The following is a 20,220-nucleotide window of genomic DNA, read 5'->3' as shown; positions in this document are numbered from 1 at the left end:
CGGGCGCAGCGTCGCGTCCGGGAATGGGAGCGTCACGCATGCCTGAGTCCGACCCCGTAGCCGAGCGCAGCCTGCAGATGCAGCGCTCACCCGAGTTCCAGCGCCTGCGGCGCACCTTCATGGGCTTCATCGTCCCGCTCACGGTGCTCTTCCTCGGCTGGTACCTCGCGTACGTGCTGATCGCCGGCTTCGCGCCGAGCTTCTTCGCGACCCGCATCGGCGACAGCAACATCAACGTCGGGCTGCTCTTCGGGCTCGCGCAGTTCGTCTCAACGTTCGTCATCACGATGGCCTACAGCCGCTGGGCGAACCGCACCTACGACCCGCTCACCGAGCCGCTCGCCCTCGAGATGGAGCAGGCGGCGCAGTCGGGGGGTGCGCGATGATCATCCAGGCCGGCCCCGTGAGCCTCGACGAGATCAACCCCACGATCAACATGATCGTGTTCGCGGCATTCGTCGCGGTCACCCTCTTCATCGTCTTCCGCGTCTCGCGCCGCAAGGCGACCGAGAACGAGTTCTACGCCGCGGGGCGGTCGTTCTCCGGCCGCCAGAACGGCATCGCGATCGCCGGCGACTACCTCTCCGCCGCGAGCTTCCTCGGCATCTGCGGCGCGATCGCGGTCGCGGGCTACGACGGCTTCCTCTACTCGATCGGCTTCCTGGTCGCGTGGCTCGTCGCGCTGCTGCTCGTCGCCGAGCTGCTGCGCAACACGGGCCGCTTCACGATGGCCGACGTGCTCAGCTTCCGGCTCAAGCAGCGCCCGGTGCGGATGGCGGCGGCGCTCGCGACGCTCACCGTCTGCTTCTTCTACCTGGTCGCGCAGATGGCCGGCGCCGGCGGCCTCGTCGCCCTGCTCATGGGCTTCACCGAGCCGATCGCGAAGACGATCACGGTCGCCGTCGTCGGCGTGCTGATGATCGTCTACGTCATCTTCGGCGGCATGAAGGGCACGACCTGGGTGCAGATCATCAAGGCCGTGCTGCTCATCGCGGGCGCCGGCATCCTCACCCTGATGGTGCTCTTCATCGTGCGGTTCGACTTCAACGAGCTGCTGCAGCGCGCGATCGACGCGTCGCCCGACGGCGAGGCGATCCTCGCCCCGGGCCTCAAGTACACGAACCCGATCGACTTCCTCTCGCTGGGCCTCGCGCTCGTGCTCGGCACCGCCGGCCTGCCGCACGTGCTCATGCGCTTCTACACGGTGCCGTCGGCGAAGGAGGCCCGGCGCAGCGTCGTCTGGGCGATCTGGCTCATCGGCATCTTCTACCTCTTCACGCTCGTGCTCGGCTTCGGCGCCGGCGCCCTCGTCGGGCCGGAGACGATCCGCGAGGCCGCGGGCGGCGAGAACGCCGCGGCGCCGCTGCTCGCGCTCGCCCTCGGCGGCCCGGTGCTCATGGCGATCATCTCGGCGATCGCCTTCGCGACGATCCTCGCGGTGGTCGCCGGCCTCGCGATCACGGCGGCGACCTCGTTCGCGCACGACATCTACGCATCCATCATCAAGCGCGGCGACGTCGCGCCCGGTGCCGAGGTGCGGGTGGCCCGCTACACCGTGGTCGTGATCGGCATCATCGCGATCATCGGCGGCATCGTCGCGCAGGGGCAGAACGTCGCGTTCCTGGTGGCGCTGGCGTTCGCGGTCGCGGCGAGCGCCAACCTGCCGACGATCCTCTACTCGCTCTTCTGGCGGCGCTTCAACACCGGCGGCGCGCTCTGGTCCATGTACGGCGGGCTCATCTCGTGCGTGCTGCTCATCGTCCTCTCGCCGGCCGTGTCGGGTCGCGAGACGTCGATGTTCCCGGATGCGAGCTTCGCGATCTTCCCGCTGTCGAACCCGGGCATCGTATCGATCCCGCTCGCCTTCCTGCTCGGCATCATCGGCACGCTCGTCACGAAGCCGTCGGCCGACCACGAGGTCAAGCAGGCGGAGATGGAGGTGCGCTCGTTCACCGGCGCCGGCGCCGAGAAGGCCACCGAGCACTGAGGATCGGCGTCAGGGGGCCCACCAGCCGCCGAGGTACGCCTCGAGGTCGGGCGCCTCGGGCAGCGGCACGACGCCGTCGCCCGGGCGCTCGACCCGACGCCACCCGGTCGGCCGGGCCCACCGGCGGTCGCGCGCGTCCGCGCGCGTGGCCGTGACGGTCATGAGCGCACCGAGGGCGATCGAGCCGAGGTCGCCCTCGCCCACCTCTCCGGTCGCCGCCCGGAGCCGCGCGGCGGCCGCGGCGTCGACGTGCACCGGGGCCGCGAGCTCGATCGCGACCCTGGGAGTGCCGCTCCAGCGCTCTACCACCCGCGGGTCGCCGGCGAGGGCCTCGTGCACGACCGGCGGCACGATGACGCGGGCGCCGGGCAGGGCCTGCAGGATGCTGTCGACGCAGACGACGCCGGCGGCCGCCGAGCCGGCCGACCCCAGGGTGACGAGCACATCCGCCTCGCGCACGAGCACGCCGCGCGGGGCGGAGCCCGGTGCCGCGATCGACTGCATGAGCCGGAGCGTCTCGACGTTCTTGCGCCGCAGCCGGTCGGCCTCGTCGCGGCCGGCCCAGTCGGGGCCGTCGTGCCAGGCGACGGCGTCGGGCACGTGCGCGAGGGCGGCGCCGCCGAGCCACGCGCGGTACGCCCACTCCCAGTCCTCGCCGCCGTAGGCGTCGAACGTCTCGTCGAAGCCGCCGACGTCGTCGAAGAGCCAGCGGCTGCAGGCGACGACCGCGCTGATGACGAAGCGATAGGAGCGCGCATCGGCGTCGCGCAGGTCGCGCGAGCGCGCGTAGGCGTCGGCGAGCCAGGCCGGCTCGTCGATCGCGCGCGCCGCACCGGCCACCTCGATCGGCCGGTCGTCCCCGCTGCCGGCCAGCATCGCGTGGCGTCGCCGCCCGACCGCGACGACGTCCGGGGCGAGCGAGGGCAGCCGCGCGACCCTCGACACGTAGTCCGGCTCGGGGGCGGTGTCGGCGTCGAGGAAGCACAGCACGTCGCCCGAGCTGTGCCGCACGCCGAGGTTGCGCGCCGCAGCGACGCGGAAGCCGAGATCCTGCTGGCGCACGAGCGTCACGTCGTCCGGCACCGCGGGCGGCGTGGGCGAGCCGTCGTCCGCGACGATCACCTCGAGCAGCGCGGCGGGATGCGTCTGGCGGCGCAGCGCCGCGAGCGTGCGGTCGAGCTGCTCCTGCTGGTCGTAGTGCGCGACGATCACCGAGACGGACCGCGGCGCAGCCGGCTCCCCGTCGAGCGCATCCCAGCCGTTGCCCGCGATGGGACGGCCGAACGGGGCCGTCACCACGCCGCCCACAGGTCGAGGTAGGCCGCGGCGGTGTCGTCGAGGTGCGGTGCGCTGCTGGCGTCGTCCGGCAGCCACGTGCGCGACGGGTCGAGGAGCGCCGCGGCGACGGCGGCCGCGAGGCCATCCCGCTCCACGAGCTCGACGGTGCCGGGCCGGAGGGCCGCCATCTCGGCGAAGTAGTCGTTCACGATCGTGATCGGCCGCCTGCCTGCCGCGATCCAGTCGTTGAGCGAGCCGGACGCCGACACGTGCTGATGCGCGACGACCGGCACGGCCGCACGGCGGGCGCGCTCGAGCAGCCCGTCGTCGGGCACGAAGCCGGTCGCCGAGAGGTGGACGCCTCGCGCGGCGGCGTACCGCTGCAGCTCGGCGAGCTCCGCCTCATGGCCCGGGGCGGCCCGGCCGATCGCGGTCACGGCGATCGACGGCTCGAGCGAGGCGACGGCGTCGACCGCCTCGCGGTGTCCCTTGCCCGGGTAGAAGAAGCCGAGCACCGCGACCTCCGCGAGTGGCTCCCAGCGCTGCGGCCGCGGGAGCGGCGCCGCCGCGGGCAGCGGCACGACCTCCGCCGCCACGTCGCCCAGCGCCGCCCGCAGCAGCGCTCGCTCGTGCCGGCTGTTGCAGACGACGAGCTCGGCGGCGTCGACGACGCGACGGTAGGCCTCCGTGCGGCGCCGCATCGAAGCGACGCCGTCCGACACCTGCGGCACGTCGTGCAGCGTCACCGCCACCCGCGACCCAGCGGCGATCGCCTCGACCGCGTCGGCCGCGGACTCGGGCGACGCGCCCCAGAGCCGGTCGGTGAAGTGCAGGTGCACGCGCTCGGCGTCCGAGGCGTCGCCGTCCAGCTCGAGGCGCACGCCGGGGTGCATCGCCCGCGTCGCGTCGGCGAGGCTCTTGGCGCACCGGTCGACGCCGTGCTGCGCGTCGCCCCTATGGAGCAGCACGGGGAGCACCACGGGGAGCACCACGGGAAGCAGCGCGGGGAGCAGCGCGGGCGGCGGCTCGGCCGGAGCGGCCGTCACAGCCCGAGCACCGCCATGGCCTCGGCGTGCCGCTCGGTGCCCGCGACCACGACGTCGGGGTGCTCGCGGTACCAGGCGAGGTGCGCCGCGCGCACGTCGCCGTCGTCCACGGCCTCGCCGTCGACGATCCAGTGCTCGCGCGGCTCCGCGTCGAGGCCGAGGGCGTCGATGACCCGGGCGGCCCGCGGCGCGTGCACGCGGTCGAGCAGCGGCCGGGGGAGCGGTGCGGGAGCCCCGCCGAGCCGGAGCGCCTCGTGCACGCGTGCCGCGAGCGCGTGCCAGACGGGGTTGCCGGGGTGGTTGATGGTGCGCATGTGCTCGAAGGTCGGGCGCGCGAGCACGTCCGAGATCGGCACGGTGCCGAAGCGCTCCTCGCGCCACCGCAGCTGGTCGAGCGAGGCCTGGCCGACCTCGCGGAGGGCGGCGGGCGACGCGGGGGCCGACGCATCCGCCCCCGCGGCCTCGGCGAGCGTGCGGAGGTCGTGGTACGGCACGATCGGCGGGGCGGCCGAGGGGTCGTGCGGCGGCCGCACGATCGCCTGCCACGGGTGGAGCCCGGCGAAGCGGATCACCGGCACGATCGCCGAGCGCGCGCCGACGCGCGCGGCGTCGAGCAGCTGCCGGGTGCCGAGCGGCATGCCGCGGTAGTCGTCGCGGATCGGCTGCGCGACCACGACGTCGACGCCGGCGAGCAGCCGCTCGAGGTGCGGCAGGTCCGACGCCTCGAGCTCGTGCACGGGCGGCACCCGGAGCAGCCGCACGTCGGAGCCCGAGAGCGCCTGGCGCAGCGACTCCGCCTGGCAATTGCCGAGCAGCACGCCGGTCGGACCGTCGTGGGGGGTCGGGTCGTAGAGGTCGGCGTAGTGCTGCCGGCGGCCGGCGTCCGATGCGGCCTCGCTCGTCATGCTGCCTCCTGTCGGCGCGCGCGCCGACGGCGGCAGGGTCGCGGGGCGGTCGCTCAGCCGCCAGCACCTAGTGTACGAACCGGTGGTCCTCCACTGCTGCGCACCGACGACGCCTCGCGCCGCTTGTCCCCGCGCCTGTTGAGAAGGAGCACCGCATCGACGTCATCGAGCCCGCATCGCGGACCGCCACCGTGCGGGTCGCCTCGGTCCGGGTCGCCTCCGTGCCGGCCGCGCACCCCTACGTGCGGGCCGTCTCCGCGGCCGAGGGCGTCGCGGTGCTCGCGGACCCGGTGCCCGACCCCGCGCATCCGGACCGCTGGTGGCCGCCGGCGATGCTCGACGCCGAGTGGATCCGGCGGTCCGCCGACCGCTTCGACGTCATGCACGTGCACTTCGGCATGGAGTCGCTGCCCGAGGGGCGCCTCGCGGCAGCGCTCGACGCGCTCGACGCGCTCGGCAAGCCCCTCGTCTACACGGTCCACGACCTGCAGAACCCGCAGCTGGACGAGCAGACCGGCCACCGGGGCGACCTCGACCTGCTCGTCCCGCGCGCCGCCCGGCTGGTGACGCTGACGCGCGCCGCGGCCGACGAGGTGCGACGCACGTGGGGCCGCGATGCGCTCGTGCTCGCGCACCCGACGCTCCTCGACGACGATGACGACGAAGCGGTCGACGCGGATGCGCACCCCGACGCCGGGCTCGACGCGCCGCTCGTCGTGGGCGTGCACCTCCGCGACCTCCGCCCGAACATCGACGCCGAGGGGGCGGTGCGCGCGCTCCTGCAGGCGCTCGACGCGCTCGCGAGCGCCGGTGTGGCCGCGACGGGACGGGTGCTGCTGAACGCGACGACGCGCGACGAGGCGCTCGCGCGACGGCTCGAGGCATCGCTCCGCGGCCGCGGGGACTGCCACCTCGTCGTGCGCGCGCGTCCCGACGACGCCGCCCTGCTGGCCGAGCTCGACCGCCTCGACGTCGCGCTGCTGCCGTACGGCCACGGCACCCACTCCGGCTGGGTCGAGCTCTGCTACGACCGCGGCGTGACCGTCGTCGGGCCCGGCTCGCTCGCCATGGCGGGGCAGCACCCGGACGGCTACGTCGGGATCACCGCGCCGGACGACGCGGGCCGTGCCGTGGTCGAAGCGGTCTCGCGCGGTGCGCGCGCCGGATCGCCCGAGCGACGGCGGCTGGTGGCCGCGCGCCGCGAGCGGCGCCTGGCCGAGCGCGCGGTCGTGGCCGAGGCGCACGCGGCGCTCTACCGCGAGGTGCTCACCGAGGGCCGGTCGCGGTGATGCGGCTCCCGCTCGGCGACCGGCTCCGCATCCTCGTCATCGCCCCGTCGCGCCATCCGATCCGCGAGCCGCACGCGGGCGGCCTCGAGGCGCTCGTGTGGGACCGCGTGCGGTCGCTGCGGGCGAGCGGCCACGACGTCACGCTCGTGGCGGCGCGCGGCTCCGACTTCCTCGATCGCACCCCCGAGCGGATGCGGCTGCCCCGTGTCGTCTGGGGCGGCGGCCGCTCGTCCGACGAGGCCTATCCGGACGGCTACCTCGACCAGGTGGCGAGCGTGCTCGACGCCGTGGTCGACGAGCTCGTCGTCGACCGCACCGCCTTCGACCTGATCGACAACCACAGCCTGCACCCGGTGCCGATCGCCCGTGCCGCCGAGCACGGCATCCCGATGCTCACGACGCTGCACACGCCGCCGCTGCCCGAGCTGGTCGCGGCGGCGGATGCTGCCGGGCCCGCGCACTCGTTCCTCGCGGTGAGCGCCCACACGGCGGGGGAGTGGCGCGCGAGCGGGGTCGAGTCGACGGTGCTGCTGAACACGGTCGACGCCGACGCGTGGCCGCTCGGGCCGGGCGGCCCGGGGCTCGTCTGGTTCGGGCGCATCGTGCCGGAGAAGGGCCCCCACCTCGCCGCCGATGCGGCGCGCGCGATGGGGCGCCCCCTGGTGGTGGCGGGTCGCGTGGGCGACGAGCAGTACTTCGAGCGCTCCGTGGTGCCGCGGCTCGGGGGCGGCATCCGCCACGTCGGGCCCATGCGGCGTCGCCGGCTCGCCCACCTCGTGGGGCGCAGCGGCTGCGCGCTCGTCACGCCGTGCTGGGACGAGCCCTTCGGGCTCGTGCTGGCCGAGGCGCTCATGACCGGCACGCCGGTCGCCGCCTTCGACCGCGGCGGCATCTCGGAGGTGCTCGAGGGGCTGCCCGGCACGCGCCTCGTGCCGCCCGGGGATGTCGCGGCGCTCGCGGCCGCCGCCGACGAGCTGCTGCGCCTGCCGAGCACCGCGCGGGTCGGCATCCGGGAGCACGCGGTCGAGCGGTTCTCGGCGATGCGCCGCGACCGCCAGCTCGAGGCGCTCTACCGCGACCGGCTCGACGCGGTCGAGCGCACGGCGGCCCTGCCGTGACCGCGGTCGGCTGGTACGTGCACCACCACGGCATGGGGCACCTGACCCGCTTCCTCGCGATCCGGCCGCACGTCGCCGCGTCGGTGGTCGCGTTCAGCTCGCTGCCGCAGCCCGCGGCGCTGCCCGTCGGCACGACGTGGGTGCAGCTGCCTCGCGATGACGAGGACGAGGGGGCGGGTGCGCCATCCGCGGCCGAGCCGACGGCGGGCGGCGCGCTGCACTGGGCGCCCATCGGGCACCGCGGGCATGCCGAGCGGATGGCGGCGATCGCGGCTCGCGCGCCGCACCTCGACGCGATCGTCGTCGACGTCTCGGTCGAGGTGACGCTGCTCGCGCGGCTCCTCGGGCGCCGCGTCGTGCTGATGACGCAGCCGGGCGACCGCACCGACGAGCCGCACGTGCTCGGCCGACGGCTCGCCGACGCGGTGATCGCCCCGTGGCCGGCCGACGACGGCGAGGTCCACCCGGTGGGCGGCATCTCGCGCTTCGCGACGTGGGAGCGCTCGGCCTCGCGCCGTCCCGGCGCCGTGCTCGCGCTCGGCGGCGGGGGCCGGGACGCGGCGTGGGACGCGATGCTGCGCCAGGCGATCGCGGCGACGCCCGACCGGCAGTGGCGCATCGCCGGCGGCGCGACGTGGATCGACGACCCGTGGCTGGCGCTCTGCGAGGCGGAGGTCGTGGTCACGGCCGCGGGGCAGAACGCGATCGCCGACGTCGCCGCGGCCGGGGCCAGCGCCATCGTCGTGCCGCGGCCGCGCCCGTTCGACGAGCAGCACCGCACGGCCGCCATGCTGGACGAGCTGGGCCTCGCCGTCGTCGTCGACGCCCCCGCGCCCGATGACTGGCCGGCGCTGCTCGCCCGCGCGCAGGCGCTCCAACCGGACTGGAGCGCATGGGGCGTGCCCGGCGCCGCGGGCAGGGCCGCGGCGATCATCGACCGCGTCGCGGCAGGAGGACGGCCATGACCATCGCCACCATCACGCTCGCCTCGCGCGCGCGGGCCGGGCACCTGGCGCGGCAGCAGGAGCGGCTGCAGGGCGTCCCCGGCCTCGAGCGGGTCGTCGTGTGGCTCGACGCAGAGCCGCCCGGCGACGAGGTGCCCGCGACCGTCGTGCTGCACGTGCCGCCCGCGGCCGCGGGCATGCGGCTCGCCGCCGCCCGCAACGCCGGTGCGCGGGCCGCGATCGACCGCGGATGCGACCGGCTCGTCTTCCTCGACGCCGACTGCGTGCCGGGCGACGCGCTGCTCGATCGCTACGACCGCGCGCTCCGCGCGCACCCCGGAGCGCTGCTCGCCGGCCCGGTGACCTACCTGGCCGAGGGCGTCGCCGTCGATGCCCAGACGGATCTCGCGGCGCTCACGGCGCCGCACGCCGCGCGTCCGTCGCCGCCCGACGGCGAGGTCCACGTCGCGGCGCCGGAGGACCAGCTGCTGTTCTGGTCGCTCTCCTTCGCGCTCAGCGCCTCGACCTGGCGCCGCATCGGCGGCTTCGACGAGGCCTACGTGGGCTACGGCGCGGAGGACACCGACTTCGCGATGCGCGCGCAGGCAGCGCCGGCGCCGCTCGCGTGGGTCGGCGGCGCGCACGCGTACCACCAGCACCACCCGACCTCGAGCCCGCCGTGGCAGCACCTCGACGACATCCTCCGCAACGGCGGGCTCTTCGCCGACCGCTGGGGGTTCTGGCCCATGCGCGGGTGGCTCGAGGCGTTCGAGGCGGCAGGGGCGGTCGAGCGCGTCGACGGCCGCTGGCGCCGCGCGTCCGTCGCTCCTCGCTAGCCGGCGCCGGTCAGCGCGCGGCGGGTGACGGCGCGCGCTCCGTGGGCGGCTCGGCCACGGGTCGGGCGGCGCGACTCCCGCCGCCCAGCGCGCCGGATCCCAGCAGCACGCCGGCCACCACCACGCCGGCGCCGGCGATCTCGACGGCCGTGAGCGTCTCGCCGAGCACGACCCAGGCGGTGAGCAGGCCGACGACGGGCACGAGCATCGAGAACGGCGCGACCCGCGCGGCCGGGTGGCGGCTCAGCAGCCACGTCCAGAGCCCGCTGCCCACGACCGTGCCGAGCAGGATCGTGTAGGCGAGGCCGGCGATGGCGAGCAGGCCGGTCGCGGTCTCGAGCCCGACGAACGACTGCGCGATGCGGTCGGGGCCCTCGACCCACAGCGAGGTCGCGAGCATCGGCAGCACCGGCACGACCGACATCCAGAGCGTCAGGTGGAGTGGCTTCGAGGGCCGCGCGAGCCGGCTCGAGACGTTGCCGAGCGCCCAGCCGAGCGCGCCGAGCAGCGTGAGCAGGAACGGCCCGAGCGCGGCGGTGCCGAGCTGCTGCGCACCGATGACGGTCAGTCCCGCGACGGCGAGCAGGATGCCCAGCACCTGCGCGCGGTCCAGGCGCTCGCGCAGCAGGGTCGCGCCGAGCAGCACCGTGAAGGGGGCGGATGCCTGCAGCACGAGCGAGGCCAGCCCGGTCGGCATGCCGGCCGCCATCGCCCAGTAGAGGAAGAGGAACTGCAGCGTGCCGAACCCGAGCCCGTAGCCGAGCAGCCACCGCAGCGGCACGTCCGGCCGCGGCACGAGCAGGATCGTCGGCACCGCGAGGAGCGCGAACCGCAGCGCGACGAGGAAGAAGGGCGGGAACTGCTCGAGCGAGAGGTGGATCGCCAGGAAGTTGAGCCCCCACAGCACCGCGACCAGCAGGCCCAGCAGTCGTTCTCTCGTCGTCATGCGCACAGCCGAGCAGGCGATCACCGTGCAGCACAAGCGATGGATGCTGCATCGACTGTGTAGCGTTGCTGCATGGAGTTGCGTGACCTCATCCTGCTGCGCGAGCTCGACGACCGCGGCAGCCTCTCGGCCGTGGCGCGGGCCACGCAGGTGACCCCGTCGGCCGTGTCGCAGCGCATCCGATCGCTCGAGCGCACGATCGGGCTGCCGCTCACCGAGCCGCTCGGGCGCGGCGTGCGGCTGACCGAGGCCGGGCGGCTGCTCGCCGCCGGTGCGATCGAGGTGGCGGCCGTCGTCGCGCGCGTCGAGGGCAGGCTGGCCGCCTACCGAGGCGGGATCGGCGGGCGGGTCGACGTCGCCGCGCTGCCGAGCGCGGGCGTCGTGCTGCTGCCGTCGCTCATCGCGGCGCTCGGCGCGGACGTCGACCTCCGCGTGCACGACCACGACGTCGCCGAGGCCGACTACGCGGCGCTCGCCCGCGACCACGACCTCGTGATCGGGCACCGGATGGCGCCCACGCCGCTGCCGGACTGGCGCGGCCTGCACGTGGTCGACCTGCTGCGGGAGCCGATCGACATCGCCGTGCCCGAGGCGCATCCGCTCGCGGGGAGCGGCTCCGTGCGGCCGTCGGACATCGCGGGCGAGCGCTGGATCGGCGTGCCCGGGGGGTATCCCTTCGACGACCTGCGCGTCGCGGTCGAGGCGGCGGCGGGGGAGCGGTTCGCGATCGGGCAGCGCGTGCGCGACAACCGCCTCGTCGAGGCGCTCGTCGCCGCGGGCCTCGGGATCGGGATGCTGCCGCGCTTCAGCACGCGGCCCGGCGGCGGCATCGCGCTCGTGCCGCTCGCGGGGCTCCCGACCGGCCGGATCGTGAGCGTCCTCGCCCGCCCGGACGTCGCGGAGCGCGCCGTCGTCGCGCACACGATCGATGCGCTGCGGCGCTGCGCGCGGGCGATCGGGGGCGTCGACGCGCTCGCGCCGTGAGGTGCGCGAAGGGCCCGTCCGCGGTGCTACGATATTCCGGTTGCCATCACGGCTTCGCCCCGATAGCTCAGCGGTAGAGCACTTCCATGGTAAGGAAGGGGTCGCGAGTTCAATCCTCGCTCGGGGCTCGCGTTCGCTTGATGCTTCGTGCTTGGGTGGGCGTTCTGGCGGGGTAGCTCAGTTGGTGAGAGCGCACGACTCATAATCGTGAGGTCGCGGGTTCGAACCCCGCCCTCGCTACCAGAAGGCCCGGAATCTCAACAGATTCCGGGCCTCTCCGCGTTTGGCGGGTAGATCCATCCCGCACAGACCCCGCGCATTCAGCGGGGCTCGGGCGCCGCGCCCACCGCCGCCGCAGCTCGTGTGGAGTTCGAGCGCTTCGCCATGTGGACGTCCTGGGTCACTGAGGGGTTCTCGTGCCCCAGGCACTCCGCGATGTCTCGGGCTGAGAGCCCAGCGCGGTCCAGAGCGGTTGCTACCGTCTTCCGGAACGAGTGGGTCGGGACCGTCGGGAACCCCAGCCGAGCTCGAGCCTCCGCCCGTGATAGCCGCCCCAATCGACAGTCGTCGTAGTGCTCCGCCGCGACCTCCGAAGCGAATCGAGGCTGCGACCAGCGGACGAACCGGTCGAGGTGCTGAGCAGGGACTGCCTCCCAGGGCGTCGTCATGAGATCGAGGTGCCGAAGACCCCTGAGGGCGGTGGCCGAGATCGACTCCATAGCCGGATGTCGCCGAGAGGGAAGGGCGGAGCCGCCGCTGGCCAAGCGGGCCAGTGGCCCCTCCCCCCTGTGACGGCGCTCCGGGAGGCCAGCGCTCATACCCGGACGGATGCGGCTCTGGGCCGGGCGATACCGCCCGGTCGGGCGGCTTGTGGAGGTTGTCTCACCTGACCTAGCGTTCATTGCACGCATCGATGAACGTAGGCGAGCAACCTAGAGGAGACGCATGAGATTAGTGGGAGCGTGTGCGTTGGTTGTCGTCGCGGCGCTCGGCCTCACGGGGTGTCAAGCGTCCGGCTCAGCGACGCCGGCACCGCTGGCGACGCCGGAAGCATCGCGGTCCGCCGCGCCGGAGGCCGCCTCGCCGAGCGCATCAGCGCAGACCTTCGACACCTACGTCTCCGGCCTGGTGCTGGCAGCTGAGGACTTCCCGATCCAGGGATGGGAGCCGATCGAGAGGGATACCGGTGGTGACTGGCCGACGACCGCAGTGCCGTGTGCGCTCGACGTTGAGCCCCTGCTCGGCGACGTCTACCTCGAGCGGGATGGCGACCTCGGGAGCCAGGCTGGACAGGTCTACTCGACGGCTCCCGCGACGTCACCCCTCACAGCCGCGACGGTCCACGTCTATATGACCGAGACGGCGGTTGACGGCGTGCGTGCTGCGCAAGAGGCCGTCGCCGCGTGCCCTCTCGATGTCGTCGGTCCATCGAACTCGTACGGGCCAGTCACCTTGACGGAGCCTGCTGCGCACATCGACGCGGGTGAGGCTTCGTTCTGCGCCTCTGCGTCGGTCGATCACTTCCAGTACGGGCTCATGACGGAGACGTCGTGTTGGGCTGCCGTGCCCGGGCATCGGCTCGAGGTGCTGGTGTCGGCTCCGGCTGGCGCTCCGGTGCCCGCCGTCGATGTGCAAGCCATCATCGACGCTGCCGCCGATCGCGCGTTCCCAGGCTGAGCCGCAGCGCGACCTTCGCTGCGGTGCTAGATGTGCGCTCTGACGGTCAGCGGCGCCCGCAGCTTGGCAGGCAGGTCTGCGGACTTCGCCAGCAGCCAGAGTGGTGCGGCCAGCGGGAAGCACAGGATGAGCGCAGCGAGCATTGCGAGACGTGCGAGCGGGGCCATCGTGGTGTCGCGGATCACGCTGATGACGGCCCACGATCCGGACAGGATGAAGGTGAGCCCGACGGCGAGCACGAGAGCGAAGACGAGGGGATCATCCTGTGGCATGGTCGGAACCTAGCAGGCACTCAGCAGTCGCTCGACTGCCACAGGCCGGCCGTCGAGTGGGTGCAGCACGTCCCACTCGCACGGCCTGATCGTCACGCATCCAAACGTGCGTTCCAACTCGCCCGACGCGCCAAACGGCGTCGCGTAGAGCATCACTAGGCTCCGAGCATGACCGAAGCCGAGCCCCTGCTGTCCGTGCTCGGCACGCGATGGGTAGAGGACCCTACGGTCGATGTCCGATGGCGCGGCTTCCTCCGGCTACGCATGGACGTGGTCGACGCGCAGGCCCGCAGGTCCCTCGGCTGGACGGTGGACGGTGAGCCAGTGCGGGACTGGTTCACGACTGATGACGTCGAGCTGAACGAGACGACGCACATCGTCGAAGGTGCCACTGATGGAGGGCTGGTCGACGCCAGCCTCGGCGCGCCTCTGCCCGACCGTGCAGCCGCATTCGACCCCGACGTGCACTTCGACGACGGGCGAGTGGCGATCCTGTTCTGTGCGGCCTGCGGTGATCTGGAGTGCGGCGCGTTGAGCGTCGACCTGCGCTGGACCGAGACGACAGTGGAGTGGCGGAACGTCACCTACCAGGACACGATATCCGGCGAACTGTGGACCCCAGAGATGCCCGTGCGATCGGTGCGCTTCGAACGCGAGGCGTACGAAGCAACGATTCGCGACCTCCTCGGCCAGTGGGGCACTCGGCGCAAATAGTCCGCTCTCTGCTTCGCTCGCGGAGCGGTCCCACAATCTCACCACCCGCGAATGCCCGGCACCTCGCCGTCGTCCGGCTTGTCGACGTGCGGTGGAGGCTCGCGAGCGCGCCCGCAGGCTCGGCACAGCTCGTCCCAGATGAGCGCCCCGCGCCGCGACGTCGAATCGTGAGGTCGCGGGTTCGAACCCCGCCCTCGCTACCGCCACGAAGGGGATCGGATGCGTCCGGTCCCCTTCGGCATGTCGGCAGCAGATCGGGGCATGGACCGACAGCGCCGCCGCGAGTAGCCTGCGGCCGGGCAGACCGCCCGGCCTGCCGCTGTGCTCGGCGGAAGGACGACGATGTCCAGCATGATCCCGAGGGCGGCATTGCCCTCGCTCACGGAGAAGCCCTCCACCCACCACCACGTCGTGCCGCATCGCCGCACGGGGCGCTGGCCGTCGCCCGAGCATCCGTTCGTCACCGACGGCGGCCTCGAGACCGACCTCATCTTCCGCCACGGCATCGACCTGCCGCACTTCGCCGCCTACCCGCTGCTGCGCAGCGAGCACGGCAGGGCGACGCTCGCGGCGTACTTCGGCGAGTACGCGGCGATCGCCGCGGCCGTCGGCGCCGGTCTGGTGCTCGAGACGGCGACGTGGCGGGCCAACCCCGACTGGGGTGCGAGGCTCGGCGACGCGCGCCGGGCGCTCTACGACGTCAACGTGCTGGCCGTGCGCCACCTGCAGCAGCTGCGCGAGTCGTACGTCGACCTCGACGCGGTGCTCATCAGCGGCGCGATCGGTCCGCGCGCCGACGCGTACGCCGACGTCCCGCCCGTCGACCCCGACGACGCGAGGACCTATCACGAGGCGCAGGTCGACGCCTTCGCGGAGGGCGGGGTCGACCTCGTCACCGCGTTCACGCTCAGCGACCCCGGCGAGGCGATCGGCATCGCCCGTGCCGCCTACTTCCACGGACTGCCCGCGGTGATCGGCTTCACGGTCGAGACCGACGGACGGCTGCGCGGCGGCATGACCCTCCGCGAGGCGGTCGAGCTCGTCGATCGGGAGACCGACACGGTGCACTTCATGGTCAACTGCGCGCATCCGCAGCACGTGCTGCGCGCGCTCGACGGAGGGTCGTGGCGCGAGCGCATCGCCGCCGTGCGCTACAACGCCTCGACGCGGAGCCACGCGGAGCTCGACGCCGCGACGACCCTCGACGCCGGCGACATCGGCGAGCTGGGACGCGCGCACGAGCAGGTGCGGGCGCTGCTGCCGTCGCTCTCGGTGGTGGGCGGATGCTGCGGCACCGACAGCCGCCACGTCGCCGCCCTCTGGCAGGCGCACGCCACTGCCTAGACTGGCTGCGTGCCAGTGAACCCCGAGATCCAGGGCAGGCAGTACCCGCCCACGGCCCCCTACCTCGTCGGGCGAGAGAAGGTGCGCGAGTTCGCCCGCGCGGTGCAGGCGACGCACCCCGAGCACCTCGACGTCGAGGCCGCGCGTGCCGCCGGCCATGCCGACGTGATCGCGCCGCCCACCTTCCCGATCGTCATCCAGGAGCTCACGCTCCGCCAGCTGCTCGAGGACGAGACCGCGGGCGTCGACTTCACCCGCGTCGTGCACGGCGACCAGCGGTTCAGCGCGACGCGGCCGATCGTCGCAGGCGACGAGCTCACGGCGCAGCTGACTGTCACGAGCGTCAAGTCGCTCGGCGGCAACGACATGGTGACGAGCGAGAGCGTCATCACGGATGCGGACGGCGAGCACGTGGTCACCGCCACGTCGACGCTCGTGGTGCGGGCCGCCTGATGGAGGGGACGACGCCGATGACCGGCGCGCAGCAGCTCGGCGAGCTCGAGGTGGGGCAGGTGGTCGCGGAGCGCGACCTCGCGCTCACGCGCGACTCGCTCGTGCGGTACGCCGGTGCCTCCGGCGACTTCAACCCCATCCACTACCGCGACGACGTCGCCGAGTCCGTCGGTCTGCCGGGCGTGCTGGCCCACGGCATGCTCACGATGGGAGTCGCCGTGCAGCCGGTCGTGGACTGGGCCGGCCCCGGTCGGATCCTCGACTACCAGGTGCGCTTCACGCGGCCCGTGGTCGTCGATCCCGAGACGGGTGCGGCGCTGCACGTGGTCGCGAAGGTCGCGCGCGTCGACGAGGGCAGCGCCCGCATCGACCTCACGGTCACCGTCGGCGAGCAGACCGTGCTCGGCAAGGCGCAGGTCGTCGTGGCGACCGACCGATGACGGCGTCGCGCAGGCTCGCCGACGCCACCACCATGCGCGTCGGCGGCGAGGTCGGCCGCTGGATCGAGGCGGGCACGCGCGACGAGGTCATCGCGGCCTACACCGAGATCGTGGCGGACGGCGGCGAGCACCTGCTGCTCGGCGGCGGCTCCAACACGGTCGCGTCGGACGAGCCCTACGACGGCACCGTCCTGCACATCACCACGCGCGGCATCCGCACGCTCCCCGCCGCGGAGCGGCCGCACCGTCCCGCGGGCGAGGACGCGCCCGTCGACGACGCCGTCGTGCTGCGCGTCGAGGCCGGCGAGTCGTGGGATGCGCTCGTCGCGCTCGCGGTCGAGCAGGGCCTGACGGGCATCGAGGCCCTGAGCGGCGTGCCCGGCTCGGTCGGCGCCTCGCCCGTGCAGAACATCGGCGCGTACGGCCAGGAGCTGTCGTCGACGCTGCAGGGCATCGAGCTGCTCGATGCCGAGACGCTCGAGGTGCGCTCGGTGCCGGCCTCCGAGCTGCGGCTCGGCTACCGCGACTCGGCGATCAAGCGGGGCGTGCTGCGCGGCGTCGTGCTGTCGGTCGACCTGCGGCTGCGCCGCTCGCCCGACGGTCGCAGCCAGCCGGTCGCGTACCAGCAGCTCGCCTCGGCGCTCGGGGTCGAGCTCGGCACGCGCGTGCCCCTCGAGGACGTGCGCGCATCGGTGCTCGCGCTGCGCGGCTCGAAGGGCATGGTGCTGTCGGACGACCCCGACTCGGTGAGCGCCGGCTCGTTCTTCACCAACCCCATCGTCTCCGCACGCTTCGCCGCGGCGCTGCCGAAGGACGTGCCGAGCTGGTCGACGTCGCCCGCGCCGCAGGCGACGGTGCTGCCGCTCGACGCCGACACGGCGGTGCCCTCGCTGGAGCGACCGGTGCCGCAGGTGAAGCTGTCGGCCGCGTGGCTCATCGAGCACGCGGGCATCGGCCGCGGCTTCTCGCTGCCGGGCTCGCGCGCGGCCATCTCGGACAAGCACACCCTCGCCCTCACCAACCGCGGCGGCGCGACGGGCGAGGAGATCGCCGAGCTCGCGCGCTTCGTGCAGGCGCGCGTCGAGAACCAGTTCGGCGTGCACCTCGTGGCGGAGCCGGTGCTCGTCGGGCTGACGCTCTAGCCGCCCCGCCGCGCGCTCGATCGGCCGCAGCGGCCCGCCGAGCGCGTGGAGCGGCTCGCCCCGGCGTCAGACCGATCGAGCGTGCGCCGGACGCGTGCGCTCGCTCGCGGTGCGCGGCGCCACGATTGCTCCCCGCGTCGGGCCGTGGCAGAGTCGATGCTCGGGGGACAGCCATGGATCAGCACGAGCCGGACGACACCTCGCCGATCGAGCACGAGCTCGAGGTGGCGGTGAGCCGGACGCGCGCCTGGGACGCCTACGTGCACGGCCTGAGCGAGTGGTGGCACCCCGGCTGGACCGCGACGGGCTCCGGGCTCGACCGCATCGAGGTGGAGCAGCGCGACGGCCTCCGCATCGTCGAGCACGGGCGCGACGGCCGCGAGGTCGTCTGGGGCGAGGTCACCGAGACGGTCCCTGGTGAGCGCTTCGGGCACACCTTCCGCCTCACCCACGAGGGCGACGCGACCACGGTGCTCGTCACCTTCACCGACCTGCCGCACGGCGGCACCCGCGTGCACCTCACGCACTCCGGCTGGAACGCCTCCAACCAGCGCGGCCGCGAGCAGCACGGCGGCTGGCCGAAGCTGCTCGAGCGCTACCGCGCCTACGCCCAGCACGTGTAGCGGGCGGCTCGGCCCGTCGGCGCGGTCAGAGCCGGGCTCGGAGCCACTCCTGCGCCGCGCGCCGGTAGCGCTCGGCGAGCGCCGACCGCGCTGCGACCGCCAGCAGCCCGTGCGGCGCACCCGGCACCACCAGCAGGTCGACGTCGACGCCTGCGGCGCGCAGCCGCTCGGCGTACGCGACGTCCTCGTCGTGGAAGAGGTCGATCGAGCCGACCCCGATCCACGCCGGCGGCAGCCCGCCGAGGTTCGCGCGGCGCGTGGGCACGGCATGGGCGGGCACCGACGGCGCGCCCGGCTCCTGGCCGAGCAGCGAGCGCCAGCCCAGGCGGTTCTCGCGGTTGTCCCAGACGAAGTGCGCCTCGTCGTCGCGCGCGGCGTCGGCGGCGGTGCGGTCGTCGAGCATCGGGCAGTCGAGCAGCTGCGCGATCGGCTGCGGTCCGCCCTCGTCCAGCAGCCGCTGCGCGAGCCCCGCGGCGAGGCCGGCGCCGGCGCTCTGGCCGCCCAGCGCGATCCGCGCGTGACCGCGCGCGATGAGCCCGGCGAAGACGCGGGCGCAGTCGTCGAGCGGCGCCGGGAACGGATGCTCGGGCGCGAGCCGGTAGTCGACGCTCACGACCCGGATGCCGAGGCGGGCGGCGGTCTCGGAGCAGAAGTGGTCGTCCATCGCCGGCGCACCGATCAGCATCCCGCCGCCGTGGATCCACAGCAGCACGGCGTCGCTGCGCACCTCGGGCGGCGCGTAGGTGCGCACGCGCACGCCGCCGACGCGGGCGCGGCCGATGCGCACACCCGGCTCCCTCGGCCAGCGCATCAGCCGGGGCGCGATCCTGCCGATCGCCCGGCCGACCCGACGCTCGAGCGGGACGCCGCCGAGCCGCGCGACGGCATCGCGCAGCTCGGGCGCGACCTGCTCGAGCTCCACCGGCTACGCGGCGAAGAGGCGCTGCAGCCGCTGGACGCCCTCGAGCAGCGCGTCGTCGCCGAGCGCGTACGAGAAGCGCAGGTAGCCCGAGGGGCCGAACGCCTCGCCCGGCACCGCGGCCACGTCGGCCTGCTCGAGCATCAGGTCGGCGAGCTCGAGGCTCGACGAGGGCGTGACGCCGCCCCACGTCCTGCCGAGCAGCCCGGCGACGTCCGCGTAGACGTAGAAGGCGCCCTTGGGCGTCGGCACGGTGATGCCGTCGATCTGCGAGAGCTCGGCGACGATCGTCTGCCGACGGCGGTCGAACGCCGCGAGCATCTCGCCGACCGCGTCCTGCGGACCGGTGAGCGCCTCGAGCGCACCGCGCTGGGCGACGTTGTTCACGTTGCTCGTCAGGTGCGACTGCAGGTTCGCGGCCGCCTTGATGACGTCGGCGGGGCCGGCCATCCAGCCGACGCGCCAGCCGGTCATCGCATAGGTCTTCGCGACGCCGTTCACGAGGATGGTGCGGTCGGCGAGGGCGGGGACCGCCTCCGTCACCGAGACCGCGCGCTCGCCGTCGTAGACCAGGTTCTGGTAGATCTCGTCGCTCACGACCCAGAGGCCGTTCGCCTCCGCCCACTCGGCGATCTCGCGCACCCGGTCGGCCGGGTAGACGGCGCCGGTCGGGTTCGACGGGCTCACCATGAGCAGCGCCTTCGTGCGGTCGGTGCGGGCGGCCTCGAGCTGGTCGACGGTGACGAGGTAGCCCTGCTCGGCGCCGGCGAAGACGTCGACCTGCCGTGCACCCGTGAGCGCGATCGCCTCGGGGTAGGTGGTCCAGTACGGCGTCGGCACGAGCACCTCGTCGCCCGGGTCGAGGATGGTCTGGAACGCCTGGTAGACCGACTGCTTGCCGCCGTTCGTGACGAGCACCTGGCTCGGCTCGACCTCCAGGCCGGAGTCGCGCCGCGTCTTCGCGGCGATCGCCTCGCGCAGCTCCGGCAGACCGGCCGCGGGGGTGTAGCGGTAGTTCTTCGGGTCGGCGAGCGCGCGCTGCGCGGCCTCGACGATGTTCTGCGGGGTGGCGAAGTCCGGCTCGCCCGCGGCGTAGGAGATGACGTCGCGGCCGGCGGCCTTGAGCGCCTTGGCCTTCGCGTCGACCTTGAGGGTCGCGGACTCGTTGATGGCGGCGATGCGGGCGGCGATGCGGTTCACGGCGCCCAGCCTAGGCGGCACCGCGTGTCGCCGCCCGGATCTCTCCCGATCGAGCTGGCGGTGGCGCGCCGTCAAGTGGACAGGGGATGCCGAGCCGTCGTAG

Annotated in this window: 22 protein-coding genes and 2 tRNA genes; 16 read left to right on the top strand and 8 right to left on the bottom strand. The window is 73.9% G+C overall.

Translation table 11 applies throughout. The features are described from left to right. The first annotated feature begins 38 nt into the window (after nt 1–38). Entirely contained in the window at nt 39–386 is a 348-nt protein-coding gene (locus EDD26_RS02295; protein ID WP_211333812.1) for a DUF485 domain-containing protein, read from the top strand. After that, nucleotides 383–1,987 (top strand): solute symporter family protein, encoded by a 1,605-nt coding sequence (locus EDD26_RS02290; protein ID WP_123696230.1) that lies wholly within the window; start codon nt 383–385, stop codon nt 1,985–1,987. The genes EDD26_RS02295 and EDD26_RS02290 overlap by 4 nt, the downstream gene beginning before the upstream one ends. A 9-nt stretch (nt 1,988–1,996) precedes the next feature. On the opposite strand, the gene EDD26_RS02285 is transcribed toward EDD26_RS02290, so the two are convergent. Genes EDD26_RS02285 through EDD26_RS02275 form a run of 3 tightly spaced genes read right to left on the bottom strand, consistent with a single transcriptional unit; the run spans nt 1,997 to nt 5,216 of the window. Beyond that, a complete protein-coding gene (locus EDD26_RS02285) occupies nt 1,997–3,283 on the bottom strand; it encodes a glycosyltransferase family 2 protein (protein ID WP_245989710.1) in 1,287 nt (428 codons plus the stop codon). After that, nucleotides 3,280–4,257: a glycosyltransferase family protein gene (locus EDD26_RS02280; RefSeq protein WP_148058672.1), complete on the bottom strand. Its 978-nt coding sequence runs from the start codon at nt 4,255–4,257 to the stop codon at nt 3,280–3,282. Before EDD26_RS02280 ends, EDD26_RS02285 begins: the two co-directional genes overlap by 4 nt. Before the next feature lie 50 nt (nt 4,258–4,307). Next, on the bottom strand, nt 4,308–5,216 hold the full coding sequence (locus tag EDD26_RS02275; protein ID WP_123696227.1) for a WcbI family polysaccharide biosynthesis putative acetyltransferase: 909 nt from the start codon (nt 5,214–5,216) through the stop codon (nt 4,308–4,310). 191 nt (nt 5,217–5,407) lie between these two features. Here EDD26_RS02275 and EDD26_RS02270 point away from each other — a divergent pair, with 191 nt between their 5' ends. The 4 genes from EDD26_RS02270 to EDD26_RS02255 are packed head-to-tail and all read left to right on the top strand — an operon-like array spanning nt 5,408 to nt 9,403. After that, nucleotides 5,408–6,505 (top strand): glycosyltransferase, encoded by a 1,098-nt coding sequence (locus tag EDD26_RS02270; RefSeq protein ID WP_170165502.1) that lies wholly within the window; start codon nt 5,408–5,410, stop codon nt 6,503–6,505. Further along, nucleotides 6,505–7,623: a glycosyltransferase gene (locus tag EDD26_RS02265; protein WP_123696225.1), complete on the top strand. Its 1,119-nt coding sequence runs from the start codon at nt 6,505–6,507 to the stop codon at nt 7,621–7,623. Before EDD26_RS02270 ends, EDD26_RS02265 begins: the two co-directional genes overlap by 1 nt. Continuing rightward, nucleotides 7,620–8,588: a glycosyltransferase gene (locus EDD26_RS02260; RefSeq protein WP_245989707.1), complete on the top strand. Its 969-nt coding sequence runs from the start codon at nt 7,620–7,622 to the stop codon at nt 8,586–8,588. The genes EDD26_RS02265 and EDD26_RS02260 overlap by 4 nt, the downstream gene beginning before the upstream one ends. Next, on the top strand, nt 8,585–9,403 hold the full coding sequence (locus EDD26_RS02255) for a glycosyltransferase family 2 protein (RefSeq protein ID WP_123696224.1): 819 nt from the start codon (nt 8,585–8,587) through the stop codon (nt 9,401–9,403). Before EDD26_RS02260 ends, EDD26_RS02255 begins: the two co-directional genes overlap by 4 nt. Nucleotides 9,404–9,413: 10 nt before the next feature. Here the strand turns inward: EDD26_RS02255 and EDD26_RS02250 are convergent, their stop codons facing one another. After that, entirely contained in the window at nt 9,414–10,349 is a 936-nt protein-coding gene (locus tag EDD26_RS02250; protein ID WP_123696223.1) for an EamA family transporter, read from the bottom strand. Between the two features lie 72 nt (nt 10,350–10,421). Here EDD26_RS02250 and EDD26_RS02245 point away from each other — a divergent pair, with 72 nt between their 5' ends. From EDD26_RS02245 to EDD26_RS02235, 3 genes are all read left to right on the top strand, one after another. Then, the gene (locus tag EDD26_RS02245; RefSeq protein ID WP_123696222.1) at nt 10,422–11,333 is read left to right on the top strand and encodes a LysR family transcriptional regulator; all 912 of its coding nucleotides are present in this window, start codon (nt 10,422–10,424) and stop codon (nt 11,331–11,333) included. A 56-nt stretch (nt 11,334–11,389) separates the two neighbouring features. Further along, nucleotides 11,390–11,461 (top strand) — tRNA-Thr (locus tag EDD26_RS02240). Nucleotides 11,462–11,499: 38 nt separating this feature from the next. After that, nucleotides 11,500–11,576, top strand: a tRNA-Met gene (locus EDD26_RS02235). A 77-nt stretch (nt 11,577–11,653) separates the two neighbouring features. Here the strand turns inward: EDD26_RS02235 and EDD26_RS15035 are convergent. After that, a complete protein-coding gene (locus EDD26_RS15035; RefSeq protein WP_425453458.1) occupies nt 11,654–12,001 on the bottom strand; it encodes a tyrosine-type recombinase/integrase in 348 nt (115 codons plus the stop codon). 277 nt (nt 12,002–12,278) lie between these two features. Between EDD26_RS15035 and EDD26_RS02225 the strand changes: the two genes are divergently transcribed. Continuing rightward, nucleotides 12,279–13,010: a hypothetical protein gene (locus EDD26_RS02225; protein ID WP_123696220.1), complete on the top strand. Its 732-nt coding sequence runs from the start codon at nt 12,279–12,281 to the stop codon at nt 13,008–13,010. Between the two features lie 26 nt (nt 13,011–13,036). On the opposite strand, the gene EDD26_RS02220 is transcribed toward EDD26_RS02225, so the two are convergent. Then, the gene (locus EDD26_RS02220; RefSeq protein ID WP_123696219.1) at nt 13,037–13,282 is read right to left on the bottom strand and encodes a hypothetical protein; all 246 of its coding nucleotides are present in this window, start codon (nt 13,280–13,282) and stop codon (nt 13,037–13,039) included. A 168-nt stretch (nt 13,283–13,450) separates the two neighbouring features. On the opposite strand from EDD26_RS02220, the gene EDD26_RS02215 reads away from it, so the two are divergent. The 6 genes from EDD26_RS02215 to EDD26_RS02190 all read left to right on the top strand — a co-directional run bounded on the left by EDD26_RS02215 (nt 13,451) and on the right by EDD26_RS02190 (nt 17,998). Beyond that, a complete protein-coding gene (locus tag EDD26_RS02215) occupies nt 13,451–13,996 on the top strand; it encodes a hypothetical protein (RefSeq protein WP_123696218.1) in 546 nt (181 codons plus the stop codon). Nucleotides 13,997–14,338: 342 nt separating this feature from the next. After that, nucleotides 14,339–15,340, top strand: a complete 1,002-nt coding sequence (locus EDD26_RS02210; RefSeq protein WP_245989706.1) for a homocysteine S-methyltransferase family protein — start codon at nt 14,339–14,341, stop codon at nt 15,338–15,340. Nucleotides 15,341–15,349: 9 nt separating this feature from the next. After that, nucleotides 15,350–15,793: a MaoC family dehydratase N-terminal domain-containing protein gene (locus EDD26_RS02205; RefSeq protein WP_123696216.1), complete on the top strand. Its 444-nt coding sequence runs from the start codon at nt 15,350–15,352 to the stop codon at nt 15,791–15,793. Further along, on the top strand, nt 15,793–16,233 hold the full coding sequence (locus EDD26_RS02200; RefSeq protein WP_245989705.1) for a MaoC/PaaZ C-terminal domain-containing protein: 441 nt from the start codon (nt 15,793–15,795) through the stop codon (nt 16,231–16,233). The genes EDD26_RS02205 and EDD26_RS02200 overlap by 1 nt, the downstream gene beginning before the upstream one ends. Further along, entirely contained in the window at nt 16,230–17,375 is a 1,146-nt protein-coding gene (locus EDD26_RS02195; protein WP_123696215.1) for a UDP-N-acetylmuramate dehydrogenase, read from the top strand. The genes EDD26_RS02200 and EDD26_RS02195 overlap by 4 nt, the downstream gene beginning before the upstream one ends. A 173-nt stretch (nt 17,376–17,548) precedes the next feature. Next, the gene (locus EDD26_RS02190) at nt 17,549–17,998 is read left to right on the top strand and encodes an SRPBCC domain-containing protein (RefSeq protein ID WP_123696214.1); all 450 of its coding nucleotides are present in this window, start codon (nt 17,549–17,551) and stop codon (nt 17,996–17,998) included. 25 nt (nt 17,999–18,023) lie between these two features. Here the strand turns inward: EDD26_RS02190 and EDD26_RS02185 are convergent, their stop codons facing one another. Beyond that, nucleotides 18,024–18,920, bottom strand: a complete 897-nt coding sequence (locus tag EDD26_RS02185; RefSeq protein WP_123696213.1) for an alpha/beta hydrolase fold domain-containing protein — start codon at nt 18,918–18,920, stop codon at nt 18,024–18,026. 3 nt (nt 18,921–18,923) lie between these two features. Next, nucleotides 18,924–20,117: a pyridoxal phosphate-dependent aminotransferase gene (locus EDD26_RS02180; RefSeq protein ID WP_425453388.1), complete on the bottom strand. Its 1,194-nt coding sequence runs from the start codon at nt 20,115–20,117 to the stop codon at nt 18,924–18,926. Nucleotides 20,118–20,220 lie beyond the last annotated feature (103 nt).

Source organism: Agrococcus jenensis (assembly GCF_003752465.1).
Taxonomy (GTDB): domain Bacteria; phylum Actinomycetota; class Actinomycetes; order Actinomycetales; family Microbacteriaceae; genus Agrococcus; species Agrococcus jenensis.
Note: the sequence above shows the minus strand (reverse complement) of the source record. Positions and strands in the feature narration are given on the sequence as shown.